We start from the raw sequence: 18503 nt of genomic DNA on the forward strand, positions 1-18503 counted from the left end.
AACTAAAGAGCTTTGGCCCTAAAACAAAAAAACCACCCGAAGGTGGTCTTTATACAATCCAGGAGGAGGATTAGTGTCCACCACCATTAATTGCTTTGGTCATATCTTCAACCACTTTTTTCGCATCACCAAAGATCATCATGGTTTTTTCATTGTAGAACAAGTCATTATCTAAGCCCGCATAACCTGTTGCCATAGAACGTTTGATCACCATGATGGTACGTGCTTTATGTGCTTCAAGAATTGGCATGCCGTAGATTGGAGATGTCGGATCATCTTTCGCCGCAGGGTTAACCACGTCGTTTGCACCAATTACCAGTACTACATCTGTTGCAGGGAAATCTGAGTTGATCTCATCCATTTCTAAGATGTCTTCATACGCAACATCTGCTTCTGCTAACAATACGTTCATGTGACCCGGCATACGACCAGCCACTGGGTGAATCGCGAAGCGAACTTTTACGCCCTGCTCTTTTAAGATTTCACACAATTCTTTAACTGCATTTTGTGCACGACCTTGCGCCATACCATAACCCGGCACGATCACAACGCTGTCTGCATTTGACATCAAGAAACCTGCGTCATCTGCTGAACCAGAACGGTGATTACGCTGTGCTTGTTCACCTTTATTCGCAGAAGCCACTGCTGCACCGCCCATCGCACCACCAAACAAAACGTTGATGATCGAACGGTTCATCGCTTTACACATGATGTAAGACAGAATCGCACCAGAAGAACCCACCAGTGAACCTGCAACGATCAACATATTGTTTTCAAGCGTGAAACCAATACCTGCTGCTGCCCAACCAGAGAATGAGTTCAACAGTGATACCACCACTGGCATATCACCACCACCAACAGGCGCAATCCACACCCAACCGAATGCAAGTGCAAGTGCAGTCATTGCCCAAAATGCAGTCATGTTACCCGTGGTGAAGAAATACACACCACATGCCAACATTGCAAGGAAAATCAGCGCTTGTACAGGTTTAACCCATGCACCAGAAATGGTTTTTGCCCATTTTTTCGCAGCCAACTTACCATAAGCAAATACAGACGCTGTAAAGGTAATCGCACCAACGAAACAACCCACGAACAATTCAAACAAATGAACCTTGCTCATGTGGGCATGTTGTACACCCGCAGCAGTTAATGCAGCTTCATTTTGTGCAAATAAAGCAGTGAGTTGGTTATTGTGTAGAATTGCAGCAATCGCAATCAATACCGCAGCCAAGCCCACCAAAGAGTGCATCAATGCAACCGTTTCAGGCATTTGTGTCATAGGTACAGTACGTGCACGGGCAATACCCACAAGTGCACCCAGTACCATTGCCCCGCCAATCATCCAAATCACTGGATGATCTGCCACAAAGAAAGTAGTGATCACCGCAATCGCCATTGCGATCATGCCGTAACGGTTACCTTGAATGGCAGTTTTAGGACCTGACAAACCACGTAAAGTTAGGATAAAGAGGACAGCACCAATCAGGTAGAACCAATCCGCATAGTCTCGAATGAATTCCATATATTAGCCCTCTTTTTTCTTTTGCTTTGGCTTGAACATTTCAAGCATACGCGCTGTTACTGCGAAGCCACCAAAAATGTTGATACTTGCTAAGAACACTGCAATCGCACCTAAGATGCTCACCACGTTAACGCTTTGGAATGCGACATTGGCATCAACCCCAATCGCAGGTAAGCCTACAGTTTGGATCATCGCACCCACAATAATGATGGATGACAAAGCATTGGTTACTGCCATAAGCGGTGTATGTAATGCTGGCGTTACGCCCCACACCACGTAGTACCCTACAAAGATGGCAAGGACGAAAATTGTAATTGTTTCAACCATGATCTATCTCCTTAACCACGCTTGAGCAGTACTTGACCGCCATGAGTTACTAGAAGGGCTTTTTGAATTTCTTCTTCAGGGTTGAGTGCAAAGTTTTTCTCAGCATCAAACAAGGTGTCAAGGAAATTCAATACATTACGTGCATACAAAGCAGACGCTTCTGTTGCAACTGTAGATGGAATATTTGGAATACCTAAAATGGTCACACCGTTATCAGTGACAACGTTTTCACCATTCTTCGAACCTTCAACGTTACCACCCGTTTCAACCGCCATATCAAGGATGATTGAACCTGGTTTCATTTTGGCAACAGTTTCTGCTTTGATTAAGCGTGGTGCGTCACGACCTGGTAATAGTGCAGTAGTAATCACGATGTCGGCATTCGACACAGCTTTATCTACAATGATGGCTTGATCACGGATATAGTCTTCACCCGGCATCCAACCATAACCATTTTTCGCAGCATCGGCTGCTTTTTGTTGTTCTTCTGCTGACATCGGTACGTCTAACCATTTGCCACCTAAAGACTCAACTTGGTCCTTCGCTGTTGGACGTAAGTCCGTTGCTTCAACCACAGCACCCAAACGTTTTGCAGTTGCAATCGCTTGTAATCCTGCAACGCCTACTCCCATGATCACCACACGTGCAGGTTTTACTGTACCTGCAGCCGTCATCAACATAGGGAACATACGTTGGTATTCAGCAGCAGCCAAAAGCACTGACTTATAACCCGCCAAGTTCGCTTGTGAGGACAACACGTCCATGTTCTGAGCACGAGACAAAGTACGTGGCAATAGCTCTAAAGCAAATGCAGACACGTTTTGCGATGCAAATTGATCAAGTTCAGTGTTGCGGTGCGGATCAAACATGGCAATAACCGATGTATTTGGCGCAAGCTTTTGAATCTCAGCACCCTGAGGGGCACGTACTTTCAAAACGATTTGGCTACCGGTATAGGCATCATCTGTAAGCGTGGCACCAACTTGTTCATAGGCACTGTCAATATAAGCAGCCTTTACACCTGCTCTACGTTCAATGACTACACTGTGACCAGCATTGATCAATTTTTTTACCGTTTCTGGCGTTGCGGCTACACGATTTTCACCAACAACCGTTTCGGCTGGAATTCCGATCTGCATGAGCGTCCCTCAAGCTAATTTTTCTTAAAGTAAACATCACGAGTTAGGCGATGTTTCCCCCAGGATGTTCTTATGAATTTTTGGATTCTAATGAAACTTTTTTAAAATACCACCCACTATTTATTTAATAAATACCCACATACTGAACTCGTGATTCATAAAAAATATTGTGTGATATATCGTTTATTTGCTGAAAATGACATTCAGAATTGATTTATTTCTATTCAGCACTTTCCCCTCATCGCCATTTAGCATAAAAATCGCACTTTTTTTGTACAAGACTGAGTGCTTTAATTCTTCCCTATTGATCTTTTTGACCAATTCACAAATTTAAAGCATCACATTCACATAAAACAAAACCTATCATTCATAGACCTTTTCCACATCTTGTCATGCAAACTTTGCAGACATTGACCCAAGTGACAGTTTCACGGCAATGACTCTGGCTTCAAATTGAATAACATCTATGTTGAATAGATCAAAAATACCCATACTCCAATTTCAGTCAGATGAAAAAGTGTATTTAAAAATGATTCTGTAAAAACCCTAAACAAAATTTGTCCTGTTCAATCTGATTTCAAGCTAGAGTTGGCTAACAAAAAACTTTTTTCAATATTTTATGGAGTGATAGTAAAGCCAATTGTGAGTCTGTACTTAAACCTAAATGCACCATAATCGACCACAAAAGCATCTACAAGGTGAATATTTCAACAATTTGATTTGGCTGTTTGCTGATGATTCTGATGAAGAATGATGGAATGCAACAATTACTCACAATTTTTCCCCATCAATTCAGAATTTTTTTCATTTTTCTCGGTGTTTTTTGACAGAAAATTAGAAATATCACTTTTTTTTGATTATATCTCAGTAAAGCATATCAAAAGAACATAAGAATGCGAGGTTATTACTCAGCCCTATAGCGATCCACTCGTACTTTATTTTCTGCACCATTTTTATGCTTTTAACCTCGCTTCGTATACAATTTCCCAAACGCTACATCATGATCATTCAACAGTGATGTTGTCGTTGTTTGCTCCTACCTCCCCCAATCAAAGGCTTACTATGAATACTTCCTTCGACATCAGTCGAGATAAATCACTGCTTTGGCTCATGGCAATTGTGTGTGGTTTATGTGCAGGGGCAAACTATTATTGCCAGCCTTTGATTTCATCAATACAACAAAGCCTTCAAGTTCCAGAAGAACAAGTCGCTTTAACAGTAACGTTTGCACAAGTGTCTTATGCACTAGGTTTGCTATTTATTGTGCCTTTAGGTGATATGCTCAATAAAGCCAAGCTTATTCCACTCCTGATGTTTGGTGCATCTGTAGGGCTTTTTATTTGTGCAATATCGACCAACTTAGCGATGCTCTGGATCGGGACAATTATTACAGGGTTATTCTCTGTCGCAGCTCAAGTGCTGATTCCTTTAGCTGCGATGGCAGTCAAACCTGAACGTACTGGCGAAGTGGTTGGTTTTCTCATGAGTGGATTACTGGTCGGCATCTTACTGTCTACCAGTGTGGCAGGCTTACTTTCTGATCTATGGCACTGGAAGATGATTTACATCCTCAGTGGCATTGCCATGTTTGTTCTAGCTTTCATTATGAAAGGAAAGTTGCCGCAACTACCAAAATTTAAAATCACTTATTTCACAATTTTCAAGTCCATGGGAAGCCTACTGAAACAAGAGCCACGCTTGGTGTTTCGTTCAATGACTGGTGGATTTGCTTTTGCTGCCATGAGTATGCTGTTTTCAACCATTGCCCTGCTGCTAACCTCTAAGCCATTCGAACTCTCCGATGTATGGGTGGGTATAGTGACCCTTGTTGGCGTTTTTGGGGCACTCTCGACTCAGTTCATTGGGAAATGGGCAGATCGTGGTTATACCCTAGTCCTGACTTGGGCAGGCTGCGCCATTTTAGCCTTGAGTTGGGTGTTTTTATATTTGGGTGCCAGTTCATTGCTCAGCTATGTCCTAGGCTATGCACTAATTAACCTTGGTTTAGCCACCACACATAGTTGTAATCAAAACGTGATTTTCCGTTTACGTCCCGATGCAAAGTCTCGGGTGAACTCAATCTATATGACTTTATATTTTATTGGTGGGGCGTGTGGTTCTGCGCTGGGCGTGTATGCATGGCATCATGGTGGCTGGAGCAGCACCTGTCTGGTCGGAATTTCATTGGTCATCTTGGCCAGTGTCTTTGCACTGATTGACACACTATATAGTAGAAAATATGGTATTGCCTAATACCGATAATCAGACAGCTTGCTTTAAAACTGTCTGATTTTTTATTCGTAAATTAGCTGACCTGTGCCACTGGATAATAGGGTTTCCCGTTATCTAGAGCATCTGCATTTTCCAGTAAAATATAAATCAAAGCAGGCAATAACGCGGATAAAACAAGACATGCGTCTTGGAGTTGCTCTCGGTTTAACGCGCTTTTATAGGAGCAACCACCCTGCATGAACTGATCGTTCAACGTGCATAAACGGCTAAATAAGATCAACAAAATATCTTCTGTATGTTTATTCTCTATGGCTTCTGTGACTTTCTTCTTCTCGTGTCCTCGTTGAGCTTTATACGCCTCTAGGCTAATTGCCTGATTTTGATAGTCCCAATAACTTTGCATACTATACGAACTGTTCAATAGGCGATAAATAGGCTGACTCGACCTCTCCAATAAAATTATCTCAAATTTGTGCTCAACATCATGCTGAAGCATTGTCTGTAAGAACTGGCTCAGATGCTGTTGGTTTTGAAGGTGTTCTAATTCTTGGGCATACAAAGCATGAAAAGAAATCCATAGCGTGATGAACTTCAAATCAAGATCATCATCCAATTGTGTGGCTTTTTTAAACCAGCTTAGGCCACGATGAATTCTTAAATTAAAGGCATCAGAATGCACTGCTTTTTTATCCTTAAAGACTTGCTCAAGTACAAACATATTTCCTCCATTTTTTTATTGTTATCTTCTATTTACCATAATCAATTTGAAGTCGAGGCTCAATCAAAAACAAAGATTGATGCGTTCAATAAAAATAGGTTGAAAAAAATGATGCCATATTAATAAAAAAGGCAACTCAGAAAACTGAGCTGCCTTATTCATCCAGAATGCTTTTATTTTTTCGTTGCCTGCATATTTTTAATCAGCTCACTAAAATCTAGTGTTGCTGCTTTTTGTACAGGAGGATAATCCATCAAGGATTTAATATGTGATCCAATCAAAGCCTGCAAAGGTTCAGAAATCCATTGTTTACTTTGGATAATTTCAGAACGGTCTCTTACACTATCAAAGGACTCAAATGGGTCTTGACGGAGATTGTACATGATGGGGAATTTTTGCTTTTGATAACTATCATAATAATTTTCACTGGTTTCAAAGTGAACTTTCCACTGCTTAATTCGAACAGCTCGCAGTGTTGATTCATGATAATAAAGAAAATTATTGCGCTTGCTTTCCTCTGATTTCCCTGTCCAGTAATCTAAATTATTCACCCCATCAATATATTGCTTACGATTATTTTTCATATCTTCGACAACATTTGGATTACCTGCAATCGTTGCCAATGTCGTGAAAAGATCCATGTTGGCTTGAATACCCGTTCTCACCTGCCCTGCAGGAATATGTCCTGGCCAGCGTACCATTGTCGGAACACGTACCCCACCTTCATAGGTCGTCATTTTTTCACCACGAAATGGTGTCGTACCACCATGATTTTTTGCGCTGTGTTCAGGACCATTATCCGTGGTATACACAATAATGGTATTGTCCAACACGCCCATTTTCTTCATATCATCCAACAATTGACCGACTTGCATATCGTGCTCAATCATCCCGCTGCCATACAAATCATCTTCTGAGGTTGCTTTTGCAGCCAAATAGCGATGAGACGCACGTAAATGCGTATACATGTGCATGCGACTTGGATTCAGCCAAACAAAAAATGGCTTATCCGATTTTTTACTGCGTTTCATGAAGTCAACACTGGCTGTAATAAACTCATCGTCTACCGTTTCCATGCGTTTGCGCGTCAATGCCCCTGTATCTTCACATTTTTGCTTCCCCATTTTTCCAAAACGAGAATCTGTAGTTTCATCATCTGTTGAAGAGGCATAGCAGTGTAAAACACCACGTGTGCCATATTTTTTATGAAATTCTGGATCTTTGGGATAATCAAATTGTTCTGGTTCTTCTTCGGTATTTAAGTGATATAAATTACCAAAGAACTCATCAAAACCATGCACAGTCGGTAAGTGTTCATTACGATCGCCCAAGTGGTTTTTCCCAAACTGACCACTCATATAACCCAAAGGTTTAAGCACTTCTGCCAAGGTTGGGGTCGCAGCTTGAATACCTAGTGGAGAACCTGGACGTCCTACTGTGGTCATGCCTGAACGAATTGGATATTGCCCCGTAATAAATGCTGCACGTCCCGCTGTTGAACTGGGTTGCGCATAATGATCGGTGAACATGATGCCTTCTTTGGCAATTCGATCAATATTGGGCGTGTTATAGCCCATAACGCCATGACTATATGCACTAACATTTGTGAAACCTACGTCATCAGACATAATCACCAAAATATTCGGTGGCTTTGCCATTAGACTCGTTGAAAGTAGTGCTCCACCCAGTACAGCGATTGAACTCGAAATCCTTTTTTTGTGCATATTCTTTTTCCTTTTATAACATTTTGCAAATTTGTCTTTTGTCTTTTGTCTTAGCAATATTGACAAAATTCGAGATAAATCCGTTTATTTAAAAGACTATTTTTAGTCTTTATTCGCAGTAAATTTCTTTAGGGTTTAAGCTGTTTCATAATTTCACTTTTGGATAAAAGTGCAGTATGAAAAAAGCGCTTTAAGCCAGAACACAGATAATGTAAACCTGCTTCTCCATCGGGTGTTTTCAAAAAGCGATCTTTGGGACAGTCACCCCAGCAATATTGTAAATAGGGGCATTGGCGACAGTATTGAGGCAAGCTATTCGACTTCGCATAAGCAAACTTTTTCTGTTCTTCTGAAAAGACTAGATCGCCTTGATGTATCTCTTGAATGTTACCGAGCTTGTATTCGGGATAGACAAAATGGTCACAGGAAAAGAGATCACCGTTATGCTCGATTGCCAGTGATTTCCCGCAAATCTGACCAGAAACACATTTCTGCGCGCCATAGCCAAGCATCATGGACACTATATTTTCAAACTGGTCGACAAATACCCGTCCAAAATCTTTCTTGATCCATTCCCCCCAAACCCGTGAGAGAAAATAACCCCAGTCATCAGCAACAATAGACCAATCAGTGACAACAGAGTCGTTGGTTCCTGGTTGTGCGGCAGAGCTGCCAAGTATGGGTAAATCATCAAGATTCCAATGCCCAGGCGCAGTGCTTTGGAACTGTGCACTTTCCATTCCCGGAATAAACTGGATCATCCGTGGCTGCACCTGATCACGGATAAAACGATATACATCGTTTGGGCGTTTCGCATTGTCTCGATTCACGACACACAGTGCGTTAAATGGAATCTGGTAACGATGAAGTAATTCCACGGCATGCATCACTTTGGCATGCGTAGGTTTGCCACCTTTGTTATAGCGATGTTTGTCATGAAATTCAGCTGGGCCATCAATAGATAAACCAACCAAGAAATTGTGTTGACTCAGAAACTCACACCATGCCTCATCAAGCAAGGTGCCATTGGTTTGTATGTCATTTTCAATACATTGCTTCGGCTTCTTATATTTATTTTGTAGCTCAACCACACGCTGAAAAAATTCTAACCCCATCAGGGTAGGCTCACCACCCTGCCAGCTAAAAACCACTTCATTACCTGTTTGTACTTCAATATATTGCTTGATATGCAACTCAAGCATCGACTCCGCCATACGTGGGGTTTTAGGTTGACGCAATAAGTCTTGTTTATGCAGATAGAAACAGTAACTACAGTCCAAGTTACATTGGGCACCGGAGGGTTTGAGCATCACATGATAACGATACATTTGCCCTTGAAGCTGTATACTTTTTAAAGGTGGAGACTCGGCTTGAGTAGGGATAATGCGCATGCTGATTCTATCCAGATTGTAATCATTGTTTTAATTTATGTGAGAACTCCCGGCCCCATAGCAAACCATGCTGACTTGGGGCTAAAAGAATAAGTTCTCGATTCGTCCATGTGATTTAAGTTTGATCGTCCACAAGAATGATACGATCTTCATCGCAATTTAAATTTCACTAAGCACAGCACCAACGCCGCCAGCATCCCCTTTGCATCTAAAACAGTTGATCCAATACACAAGGGACAGAACTTTTATAGTGAGCAATAAAATTGAATTGGCATTAACCTCCATGAGAGCCATTAAGATTAAAACTTAACGATAAATTTTCCTGTATTTTCACCTTTAAATAGCTTCATTAAGCCTTCAGGCAAAGACTCGAAGCCTTCAACTGTATAGGTTTTATATTGGATTTTGCCTTCTGCGAGATAACGGCCCAACACAGACATAGCCTCGTCTGCAAAAGACGCATAATCAGTTACAATAAAACCTTGTACACGCAGGCTTTTTAAATTGATATCTACCCAACTTGGACCTTTTGCAGGCATCTCATGGTCATAATCAGCCAACACGCCACAGACGATGACACGTGCATACCGATTTAACTGATTAAAAATAATTTCTTGGATTGACCCACCCGTATTTTCATAGAAAACATCCACACCATTTGGCGCAGCAACACGAAGTTGAGCTTCAAAATCCTCCGCTTTATAGTTAAGCGCAGCATCAAAACCCAGCTCTTCAACCAACCATTTACACTTTTCATCAGAGCCAGCAACACCTACGACTCTTAGACCTTCGGCTTTCGCCAATTGCCCTACTAATGAACCGACTGAACCTGCTGCACCTGTCACCACCAAAGTTTCACCCTTTTTAGGTTTTCCAACTTTCATTAAACCTGCATAAGCGGTCAGACCTGTGAAATAAAATAAAGCCAATATGGCCTCTGCTGGTATCGAGGCATCAATCACTTGCATGTCGGCATGACCTAAAACATATTCACTCCATCCAGTGACACCAACGACATGAGTACCGACTGGAAATTGAGCATTCAAGGACTCGACTACCACGCCGACTCCGTAAGAGCGCATGACTTCGCCTATTTGTACTGGCGGTAAATAACTGTCTTCTCTTGGTTGGAGCCAAGTGCGCATAGCAGGATCAAGTGACATATGTGTCTGCTTAACGAGAAACTCACCTTCTTTTAAAGTCGGTTGTGCCAAAGTGACTAGCTCAAAAATATCTGTAGTGATATGTCCTTGCGGATATTTTGATAACGTAAAGGCTTTATAAGTCATGATCTTTCCTACCATCATCCAAATTTGCTTTAACTCACCCTTGTGCAAACATATTTTCTCCATCAATTTAAAATTCAACGGAGCAAAATAAGGACCCGCTTACACAAGGGCATCGTTGGATTCAGAAAGTTATCAAAATTTAAATGCAGAAAAACCACTCTAAAGAATGGTAATTAATCTTTTCTCAAGAAACATGAGCGCTCAACAGTACATTAAACGGCTGTACAGAATAATCATTTACAAGAAAGTAAATAAGTACAGAACAGAACTCAAATTTCACAAAGTATAGGCAGCCCCCCACTAAACGTTGCACTTAGCAAAATGTGCGAATTTTATTTTTATGTTACTATTACATTCTGTTGGAAATTTCTGCGTGAACGTAAAGGCCTCCGCTTTACTCTTTCTTATCTCTCCAAAATTATCTCGAACATTTTTAGAACTCTTCAACGTCATCTGTTGTCGCCAATAAAAAGTTTGGCTTTGGTTTGATGGCTACTCGTTTACAGATAATTTCCTAAACATTTATTTGCATTCCATCTGCTTTAAAGTAACGAAGCCCTTTGTATAAAAAGCAGATAAACACTGATAAAGAGCCTGATTTTTAATGAATACTGACAAAACCATTGAAACCCCTCAATCTCCACGAATCAGTGTTGCCCCGATGATGGATTGGACGCCAAATAAAAAATAATATTTATATATCAACACCTTATTAATGAACTTAAAAATATCGGTGTAAATATGGTGTAAAAAATACTTATAAAAAATATATAAAAATGCTTATAATTCAAAACTAAACTAATGTCTTTACAATATAATCATGTCATTTGAACAATCTTTTTACAGTAAGTCCCGTACAAAAACTCATAAGCTTATACAGGCTGGTTTTTGGGGCGGTATTAATCAAAGTAGATTTAATAAATGGTGTGATGAATTTAGAACACGTGAAGAAGAAATTTTATTAGCATTTTTACTAGATTCTCTCGTTTATAGATCAAATGGCCAAATTTCAGGGCTTATACAACAGATGATAGATGTTAACCTATCATCTGCAATAGAATGGAAAAATTCTCTTGATGATGGTAATCGGTATGAAACACTATTTGATTTACTATCTGATAAATACCCAAGAAATTTACATCAAATGATATCTTTGGTACCTGTCATCAAAATTAATGACCCTCCAACTAAAAGCGGGCCACTATTAGCTAGAATAATTAGTAAACACAAAGTGAATACAAAATTTATGTGTTGGCCTTGGGATCTGCAGCGTCTTCACAATCCTGACTTAAAAATTGTTGTTTTTTTTGATGATTTTGTTGGAACTGGTGATCAATTCGTAGAATTTTTCACATATTTCAATAGCATGAAATCTTTTGAAAATGTTAATCAAGTACAGTATATATATATCGCTTTTTCTGGTACACAAGAAGGCATTTCGTTAATTGAAGAAAAAACTAATAATCAAGTAAAAGTCTATGTAACGGAGTTAATTAAGGAGTCAAGTAAATTTTTCAGTGGTTTTCCTATTCGATATAAGAAGTTAGAAAAATTAATAGATATCTCTGTAGAAGAGTATGCTGCAAATTTACAACATACCTATATTGATTTTGTTCAAAGAAAAGGGATTAGAAATGAAATACTTGGATATAGTGACTTAGAGTTAACACATATTTTTGCACATGGGACACCCAATGGAACTTTGCCCATATTTTGGTGTACTAATCAATCTTATACAGCACCTTTCACGAGATAAATACTAGTATGGAAATTGAGAAAGCTCTATCAAATATTAGAAGTGAACATTTTGGATTGGACGTTTGGAATGAGTTCGTAGTCCCTCTAAATATCCAAATGTCTGACTTCCACAACCTTCTGCCTACAAAACTGGAAGGAAGCCGAGGAAGTGGAAAAACAATGATATTAAGATATTTATCACACAACTCACAATTTTCACTTAACAGAAAAGATGTCCCCTTGTCTGCTCTCGATAATATTGGTATTTACTTTAAAGCTGATACACAGTTTTTTAGAATGTTTCAAAAGAGAGGCATCGATGAATTAGAATGGATAAATGTTTTCAATCATTACATAAATCTAGTAATTTTAAATGAAATAGCTGCTGCATTATCAAACATTGTTAAATCAAACATTGATAATGTAATTAAAGAGAAAATTAAAAAGCTTGAAATTTCTTGTCTTCAAATTTATCAACATGAATTAACAGGTTCAATTTCGCAGATTTCTAATGCACTAAAAATTCAAAAAAAAATTTGCGAGAAATCAGTGATAAATCCCAAATTTTTAAATGATTTAGTAGCATTACCTAATGCATCTGTAATAGATTTCATAAGTGAAATTAATGAATTATTAGATATAAACTCTCACTTTCATTTTTACTTAGATGAGTATGAAAATTTACTAGATTATCAGCAAAAAGTTATTAACAGTCGGATGAAACATTCTGAACCTCCTATTTGTTATAACATTGCTATTAAAGTAAATGGTGCTCAAATTATTGATGTTGATGGTAGTCAAGAAAAAATAGATTTGCAGCATGATTTTACTACAATCAATTTAGATAAAGAAATGCTGAAGAATTTTGATATTTTTGCTACTGAATTACTGATATCAAGAGTTTCTAAAGCCTATAAAGAACTTAATTTTGTTTTTAACAATGTTGATTTACATAGTGAAAGTGAGATTAACTCAAGAAAAGACGAAGCCTATGCTAATCAAATATTAGAGATAGGTAGATCTATCCTTCCAAATAGCTCGCATGATGATCTAGCTAATGAAATCTTTGATATTCCACTATATCGAAATCGTCTTCATCGAGAAGTTGAAAAGGCTCTAACTCACCACAATACAAAACTTACTGCAGATAATTTTATAGATGAAAACTATAAAAAACATAGTATTGTATGTTCATCTCTACTTTATCGTAGAATATCCCCTACCGCCATTTACGAACAACTACAAGCCTCAAAACAAGAGCTCCCAAATGATTTCGATGGATCCAAAGAATGGCTAAAGAATAATTTTATAGGTAGTTATTTAAAGTTAGCAAAAATACATAAACATAAATCTACCTTTTATTCTGGTTTAGACTCATTTACTAAAATTGCAAATGGAAATATCAGATACTTTTTGGAGTTATGCCGATCTACATTTGCTAATGCTTCCTATCATTTAAATACTGACCAAAAATTCATCTCTATAGATAAAAATATACAACATAATGCAGCTATAGAGACCAGTGAATTATTCTTCAAAGAACTTTCTAGCATTAAACCAGATGGCAGTTTTTTCAAAAATTTATGTACTAGATTTGGCGAATTATTCAGCCTTTTCCATGATAGACAATCTCAAAGTGAGCCAGAAATTACTCATTTCAATATTTCTGATCCTATTAATATAGATGAAGAATTGAAAAAACACTTAGATGATGCTGTAAAATGGGGTGTCTTATATCAGACTAAATCAACAAAAGAAAAAAGTAATGGTAATTTTTCGTCAAATGATGATTATGTTTTAAGTCCAATATTTGCACCTCATTTCTTTATAAGTTATAGAAAAATTAGAAAAGTATCTTTAACTACTAACCAAGTTCAAAGACTTTTGACCGGTACTAAAGAAGATTTTGATGCTTTCCTTGATGAGTTTAAGATCAGATTTACTTCTGAAAATAAGAACAATTTGATTCAAGAGGAATTATTCAAATGAAATCATCATATTTTGATCCTGATACCATCAACAGACATCTCAATAAACACTGGAATTTGACAATAATTAGTGAGTCTGATGAACAAAGAGCTGTATTTGCAAGAGAATTGCTAGGTAGCCGAACAGATAACTTAATTAGCTTATCTTACAATCCCGATGAGTTTAGTTTTCAAATGAAAATGAACGGAGAGGAAAACATTGTCTATACTCATGATATGAGTGAATTCCTAAATCAATATCAAAACAGTTCAATTGTTATTGAGGCAACCTCTTTTGATATTGCAGCTCTAACATTTTTATGTAAGACATTAAAAGATTTAAAAATTACAAATATAGATATTTTATACATAGAACCAGAAGATTATGAAATTCAACGTACCTTTGACGAAAATGACTATGATCCATTGTTGTCAGATAACACCTTAGGCTTCGAAGAAGCAGCTATTCCTGATATTACAAAACCAATAGATCAAAATGAATTAAATTATTTCATCTTTCTTGTAGGATATGAAGGTGACAGGTTAACTAACGCTTTCCAAAAGTTAGATTTCCATCTTCAAAAATATGAATTTATCTTCGGAGTACCAAGCTTTATATATAGTTGGGAACGAATTCCATTTACAACTCACGCAGAGATTCTTATTGAGAAGAATCCATCGACAGCAGATTTTATACATTATTGTGGTGCAAATAATATTATTGGCACACACCGCTTAATTAAAAACTTGAAAAAAGACATGAAATATGACAATGTTTTTCTAGTACCATTAGGAACAAAATTAATGGGGCTTGCAGCCATCAAGGCCGTTTGTGAAGATATCGAAAATACATTCATTTTATACGACTATCCAAGTAAAATGAGCGGCCGTACTACAGGTGCTCATAAAGTTCATTTAATTGAGTCCTTCATCTAATTTATGCACTTTTTTCATCCGACCCCTTTAGATATTGTCGAACAGTTTATTGCATCAACGACTAAAGGAAAATATTTTAGTCGCGTTCTAGAACCATGCGTAGGAAATGGAGCTCTTCTAACATCATTAGAAAATAATTTTGATAAGCTTACTATTATTGATATTGATATTGATAAATTAAAGGGATTCCTTAATGAAAATTACAATGTATATGCGGGGGATTTTTTAGATATACAATTGAATGAAAAATTTGATCTGATTTTATGTAATCCTCCATTTAACAATAAATCAATATCTGGCTTAAGCATTGAAGAACAATTTTTATCTAAATGTTTAAATCTTCTTGAACATGAGGGATATGGCATTTTTATTTTGCCCAGCTCAATTGTAAATGGTACTAAAGCAAAAAAAATAAGAAAATATTTAATCAAATATTTTACTATCTTATCTATTAATATCCTACCCAAAAATTCATTCAGTAAAATTGAAAGTCATTTTTATATAATTACTTTACAAAACATAAAACCTCTAAAAAAATATACTTTTGCAACTAATATGGGGGAAATGTGTATTCAAGATATATTAATTAATGATCATTTACCATTAAATCCTAAGATTTTATTTAACTCTAAAAATTATAATAAAATTCTCAATTCTTTTCCATCTTTCAATTTATCAAAAGAACCTATATTTAGAGGAACTACCCAAAAAAATCAAAGCCAAGTGCACACAACGCATTTTTCTTCTCACTTCTTCTGCCCAAAAAATGTTTTACCTTATATAAAAAATGGAAAAACAATTAAGAAATATGATCTTATATATAAGCGTGTTGGTCGTAACTGTCACAACTCCTTTTCAATCTACCTTGGACAGGAATCACTTGTAGTAAGTGATTGTGTAGTAGTAATCCCTAGCAATTCAGATAATTATTTTAACAATTTAATCCTACTTTTAAATATTCGACTTTCCATTCTTTTAGGCGCTAGTTGTAATTTTATGATTGATGGCTCTGGCGCTAACTATATACCTCTTGTAAAACTTAAAAATACAGAGTTTATCAACTTCAAAGATTTTCTCTCTAAAAAAACAATAGAAGATTATTATTTTCTTTTATTAGAAAATAATATTAACAACTTATTAATATTTGAAAATAGATTAAAGAGCACTATTCTAACAAAAATAGGCACTAAATAATTACATTTAGCTAACTCTTAATGGCTTTGTTGCACAAAGATTTGAAAGGCAACGCGTCCCTAATTGAGCCAAATTTAAGGCGTAACTTGAGTAAGTGGTCGACCTAATTCTGTCAATTTATTTAAAATGACTATACGGGCATGTACCTCATTGACTTGGCTTTGAAAGTTCCTAGCGCTGAGTTTATCTCCTAATAATTTGATACAATGCATCCTGGTTTCGACCAAACTTTGGCGATGATAGCCTGACCATTTTTTCCATAGTGTCCTACCGAAACCTTTAACTGTTCGAAGTAATTCATTTCGCTCTCGCGAATGAACTTTGTTATCTTTCCAAGGTTTTGCATTTTTTCTGGGCGGAATCACCGCATGCGCTTGCCGATCTGCAATCACTTGACGGCATTGCTTGGCATCATAAGCACCATCGATATAAACATAGTCAATCTGTTCAGCTTGTGGAATTTGATCGAGTAAATCATCAAGTATCTGTGAACCATTGACATTATTCGTCGTGAGCTGAACTGCCCATTAGCATCTATACCAATATGTAATTTACGCCATTGCCGACGGTATTCAGGTTGATGTTTCTTGCGTTTCCATTCACCTTCACCTAAAAATTTCAGACCAGTTGAGTCTACGAGTAGATGTAGTCCAGCATGACTTTGTTGATAGCTTGTCGCAATATCAATTTGCTTTTGTCTTCTGCAGAGCGTGGAATAATCTGGTGCCGTCTAACTTAAACCACAGAGTTGAATAAGGCTTTGCACAAAGCCTATCACCATGCGTAAAGAAAGACGAAATAGAGATTTGATCATCAAACAACATTGAATTGCTCTATCAGAATAGGTTGGGTACAACCTTGTTTAAGATTTGGCTCTGCATACCACTCTGTATTTGAATCAAACCAAATGGTGATATTTCCGCGATTGATCAAGCACGATTGTAGGATGACCAATTTGTTGTACGATAAATTTTAGGTGTAGGCTTATTCATCTAAGAATTATATTGCTGAAAAACCTTCAGTGCTAGGTTTGTGCAACAAAGTCGTCTCCAATTATCATAGTAATTGGAGACTATTGAGCTATTCCTTTTTAAAGACCCAAGTTCAATTTAAAGGTAAAATCACCAAGAATGTTCTAATTGGATTCCAATATTTGAACCATTAGATGTGTTATAAAAGCTACTATCTGAATTAACCAAATCTCTCATCCGTTGTTCGGCCGCATTCCAAAATGCATATGTATAGTAAAGTCTCAGCTCAGGTCGATCATTATATCCATTCCCATGGAGAGTAAATGTTGGCGCAAATGTGATCTTCGTCAAATCACGTGTTTCACTGCCCTGTTTAATTTGATCGTAACCAATCTCGCCAGTTAACTTGAAATGTTCGCTTAAAACATATGATGTTCTTGTACCGACAGATAACCACTTCGCATCATCTTGCTGTTCGTAATCATTAATTTGATAAAGAATCTGAGCCTGCCCATTAAGTACTTTATTCGAACTTTGCCAATCCAATACATCAAGCATACGGATAGAAGTATTATCACTACTTAGGCTTACATCCCCAGTATAACTTAACCCTGTGCCAGGTCCTTGACCATATTGAAATGCAACAGTGTTTTTACCATTAAGAACATTTGACGTGATATTCTGAATAGTGAATGCCCAACCATCATTATCATGATCAATATAAGACACACCAAAATTCAATTTATTTTTTTCACTTAACTTAATGTCACTCACTGTGAAATCATGTCTATTGACATATTTGTCCTGAAACAAGTCATCTTTTCTAGAAAATACATAGCTCAGAGCAAACTTATCTAACTTGTAACGGTCTATCCCGAAACCAGTTCCGCTTTCATTCCAATAAAAGAAATCAGACATGTTGATATCATTTCGATTGTAGTAGCGTCGCCCAGCCCAAAAATTACCGCCATTCAAGAATGAAACATTCGTCCAATCCAGATAAATCTGGTTCATCCGAGTGTATCCACTATCCCCGCTAAATTTTAAAGATTTACCATAATCATTGTAGAATTGAACCATACCATTGATATTAATTTTCGAATGATCCGAAAGCTCAGCTAACTCTTGTGATGCAAATACCTCACCATATTGCTCACATTCGTTGCCTAAACGGTATTTTGATGGAGCACCTGTCAGCTTAAAACACTCTTGCATGTCACCATGATCTGTACCCCCCATACCCATACGGAAGTATCCATTTACTTCTACTGCAGATACAAATTGTGAAGACATAAGTAGTGCGGCACTATACATCCATAGCGTCTTTTTCATTTTAAAATTCCATTTTTTAGA

The 18503-nt window shown here is 37.4% G+C and carries 13 protein-coding genes and 1 pseudogene; 5 read left to right on the forward strand and 9 right to left on the reverse strand.

What is annotated here, in order from left to right:
- Positions 1-70 precede the first annotated feature (70 nt).
- The 3 genes from B9T36_RS12885 to B9T36_RS12895 are packed head-to-tail and all read right to left on the reverse strand — an operon-like array spanning position 71 to position 2991.
- Complete coding sequence (locus B9T36_RS12885; protein ID WP_086209871.1) at positions 71-1525, reverse strand: NAD(P)(+) transhydrogenase (Re/Si-specific) subunit beta; 1455 nt, start codon at positions 1523-1525, stop codon at positions 71-73.
- A 3-nt stretch (positions 1526-1528) separates the two neighbouring features.
- Complete coding sequence (locus B9T36_RS12890; RefSeq protein ID WP_086209872.1) at positions 1529-1852, reverse strand: proton-translocating transhydrogenase family protein; 324 nt, start codon at positions 1850-1852, stop codon at positions 1529-1531.
- Between the two features lie 11 nt (positions 1853-1863).
- Positions 1864-2991, reverse strand: a complete 1128-nt coding sequence (locus B9T36_RS12895; protein WP_086209873.1) for a Re/Si-specific NAD(P)(+) transhydrogenase subunit alpha — start codon at positions 2989-2991, stop codon at positions 1864-1866.
- A gap of 1062 nt (positions 2992-4053) precedes the next feature.
- Here B9T36_RS12895 and B9T36_RS12900 point away from each other — a divergent pair.
- Positions 4054-5244, forward strand: coding sequence for an MFS transporter (locus B9T36_RS12900; RefSeq protein WP_086209874.1), 1191 nt, complete (start codon positions 4054-4056; stop codon positions 5242-5244).
- A 52-nt stretch (positions 5245-5296) separates the two neighbouring features.
- Here the strand turns inward: B9T36_RS12900 and B9T36_RS12905 are convergent, their stop codons facing one another.
- The 4 genes from B9T36_RS12905 to B9T36_RS12920 form a co-directional block, all read right to left on the reverse strand.
- A complete protein-coding gene (locus B9T36_RS12905) occupies positions 5297-5941 on the reverse strand; it encodes a HEPN domain-containing protein (protein ID WP_086209875.1) in 645 nt (214 codons plus the stop codon).
- Between the two features lie 173 nt (positions 5942-6114).
- Positions 6115-7665, reverse strand: coding sequence for an arylsulfatase (locus tag B9T36_RS12910; RefSeq protein WP_171264472.1), 1551 nt, complete (start codon positions 7663-7665; stop codon positions 6115-6117).
- Positions 7666-7793: 128 nt separating this feature from the next.
- Complete coding sequence (locus B9T36_RS12915) at positions 7794-9056, reverse strand: anaerobic sulfatase maturase (protein WP_086209876.1); 1263 nt, start codon at positions 9054-9056, stop codon at positions 7794-7796.
- A 299-nt stretch (positions 9057-9355) separates the two neighbouring features.
- Positions 9356-10345, reverse strand: coding sequence for an NADP-dependent oxidoreductase (locus B9T36_RS12920; RefSeq protein ID WP_086210016.1), 990 nt, complete (start codon positions 10343-10345; stop codon positions 9356-9358).
- Between the two features lie 820 nt (positions 10346-11165).
- Here B9T36_RS12920 and B9T36_RS12925 point away from each other — a divergent pair.
- The 4 genes from B9T36_RS12925 to B9T36_RS12940 are packed head-to-tail and all read left to right on the forward strand — an operon-like array spanning position 11166 to position 16179.
- Entirely contained in the window at positions 11166-12101 is a 936-nt protein-coding gene (locus tag B9T36_RS12925; protein WP_086209877.1) for a hypothetical protein, read from the forward strand.
- 8 nt (positions 12102-12109) lie between these two features.
- A complete protein-coding gene (locus tag B9T36_RS12930) occupies positions 12110-14071 on the forward strand; it encodes a hypothetical protein (RefSeq protein ID WP_086209878.1) in 1962 nt (653 codons plus the stop codon).
- Positions 14068-14985 carry a hypothetical protein gene (locus B9T36_RS12935; RefSeq protein WP_086209879.1) on the forward strand — a complete coding sequence of 306 codons (918 nt, stop codon included), beginning with the start codon at positions 14068-14070 and terminating at the stop codon, positions 14983-14985. The genes B9T36_RS12930 and B9T36_RS12935 overlap by 4 nt, the downstream gene beginning before the upstream one ends.
- Before the next feature lie 3 nt (positions 14986-14988).
- Positions 14989-16179, forward strand: coding sequence for a class I SAM-dependent methyltransferase (locus B9T36_RS12940; RefSeq protein ID WP_086209880.1), 1191 nt, complete (start codon positions 14989-14991; stop codon positions 16177-16179).
- Between the two features lie 74 nt (positions 16180-16253).
- On the opposite strand, the pseudogene B9T36_RS12945 reads toward B9T36_RS12940, so the two are convergent.
- Together B9T36_RS12945 and B9T36_RS12950 are read right to left on the reverse strand one after the other, a co-directional pair.
- Positions 16254-17171: pseudogene (locus tag B9T36_RS12945) on the reverse strand (IS5 family transposase).
- 129 nt (positions 17172-17300) lie between these two features.
- A complete protein-coding gene (locus B9T36_RS12950; RefSeq protein WP_086209881.1) occupies positions 17301-18482 on the reverse strand; it encodes a maltoporin in 1182 nt (393 codons plus the stop codon).
- Positions 18483-18503 lie beyond the last annotated feature (21 nt).

The organism is Acinetobacter sp. ANC 4204, from assembly GCF_002135205.1.
Lineage (GTDB): Bacteria > Pseudomonadota > Gammaproteobacteria > Pseudomonadales > Moraxellaceae > Acinetobacter.

Coding starts and splice junctions, on each gene's coding strand:
- B9T36_RS12885 (WP_086209871.1), bottom strand. CDS start 1,525: ATGGAATTCATTCGAGACTATGCGGATTGGTTCTACCTGATTGGTGCT.
- B9T36_RS12890 (WP_086209872.1), bottom strand. CDS start 1,852: ATGGTTGAAACAATTACAATTTTCGTCCTTGCCATCTTTGTAGGGTAC.
- B9T36_RS12895 (WP_086209873.1), bottom strand. CDS start 2,991: ATGCAGATCGGAATTCCAGCCGAAACGGTTGTTGGTGAAAATCGTGTA.
- B9T36_RS12900 (WP_086209874.1), top strand. CDS start 4,054: ATGAATACTTCCTTCGACATCAGTCGAGATAAATCACTGCTTTGGCTC.
- B9T36_RS12905 (WP_086209875.1), bottom strand. CDS start 5,941: ATGTTTGTACTTGAGCAAGTCTTTAAGGATAAAAAAGCAGTGCATTCT.
- B9T36_RS12910 (WP_171264472.1), bottom strand. CDS start 7,665: ATGCACAAAAAAAGGATTTCGAGTTCAATCGCTGTACTGGGTGGAGCA.
- B9T36_RS12915 (WP_086209876.1), bottom strand. CDS start 9,056: ATGCGCATTATCCCTACTCAAGCCGAGTCTCCACCTTTAAAAAGTATA.
- B9T36_RS12920 (WP_086210016.1), bottom strand. CDS start 10,345: ATGACTTATAAAGCCTTTACGTTATCAAAATATCCGCAAGGACATATC.
- B9T36_RS12925 (WP_086209877.1), top strand. CDS start 11,166: ATGTCATTTGAACAATCTTTTTACAGTAAGTCCCGTACAAAAACTCAT.
- B9T36_RS12930 (WP_086209878.1), top strand. CDS start 12,110: ATGGAAATTGAGAAAGCTCTATCAAATATTAGAAGTGAACATTTTGGA.
- B9T36_RS12935 (WP_086209879.1), top strand. CDS start 14,068: ATGAAATCATCATATTTTGATCCTGATACCATCAACAGACATCTCAAT.
- B9T36_RS12940 (WP_086209880.1), top strand. CDS start 14,989: ATGCACTTTTTTCATCCGACCCCTTTAGATATTGTCGAACAGTTTATT.
- B9T36_RS12950 (WP_086209881.1), bottom strand. CDS start 18,482: ATGAAAAAGACGCTATGGATGTATAGTGCCGCACTACTTATGTCTTCA.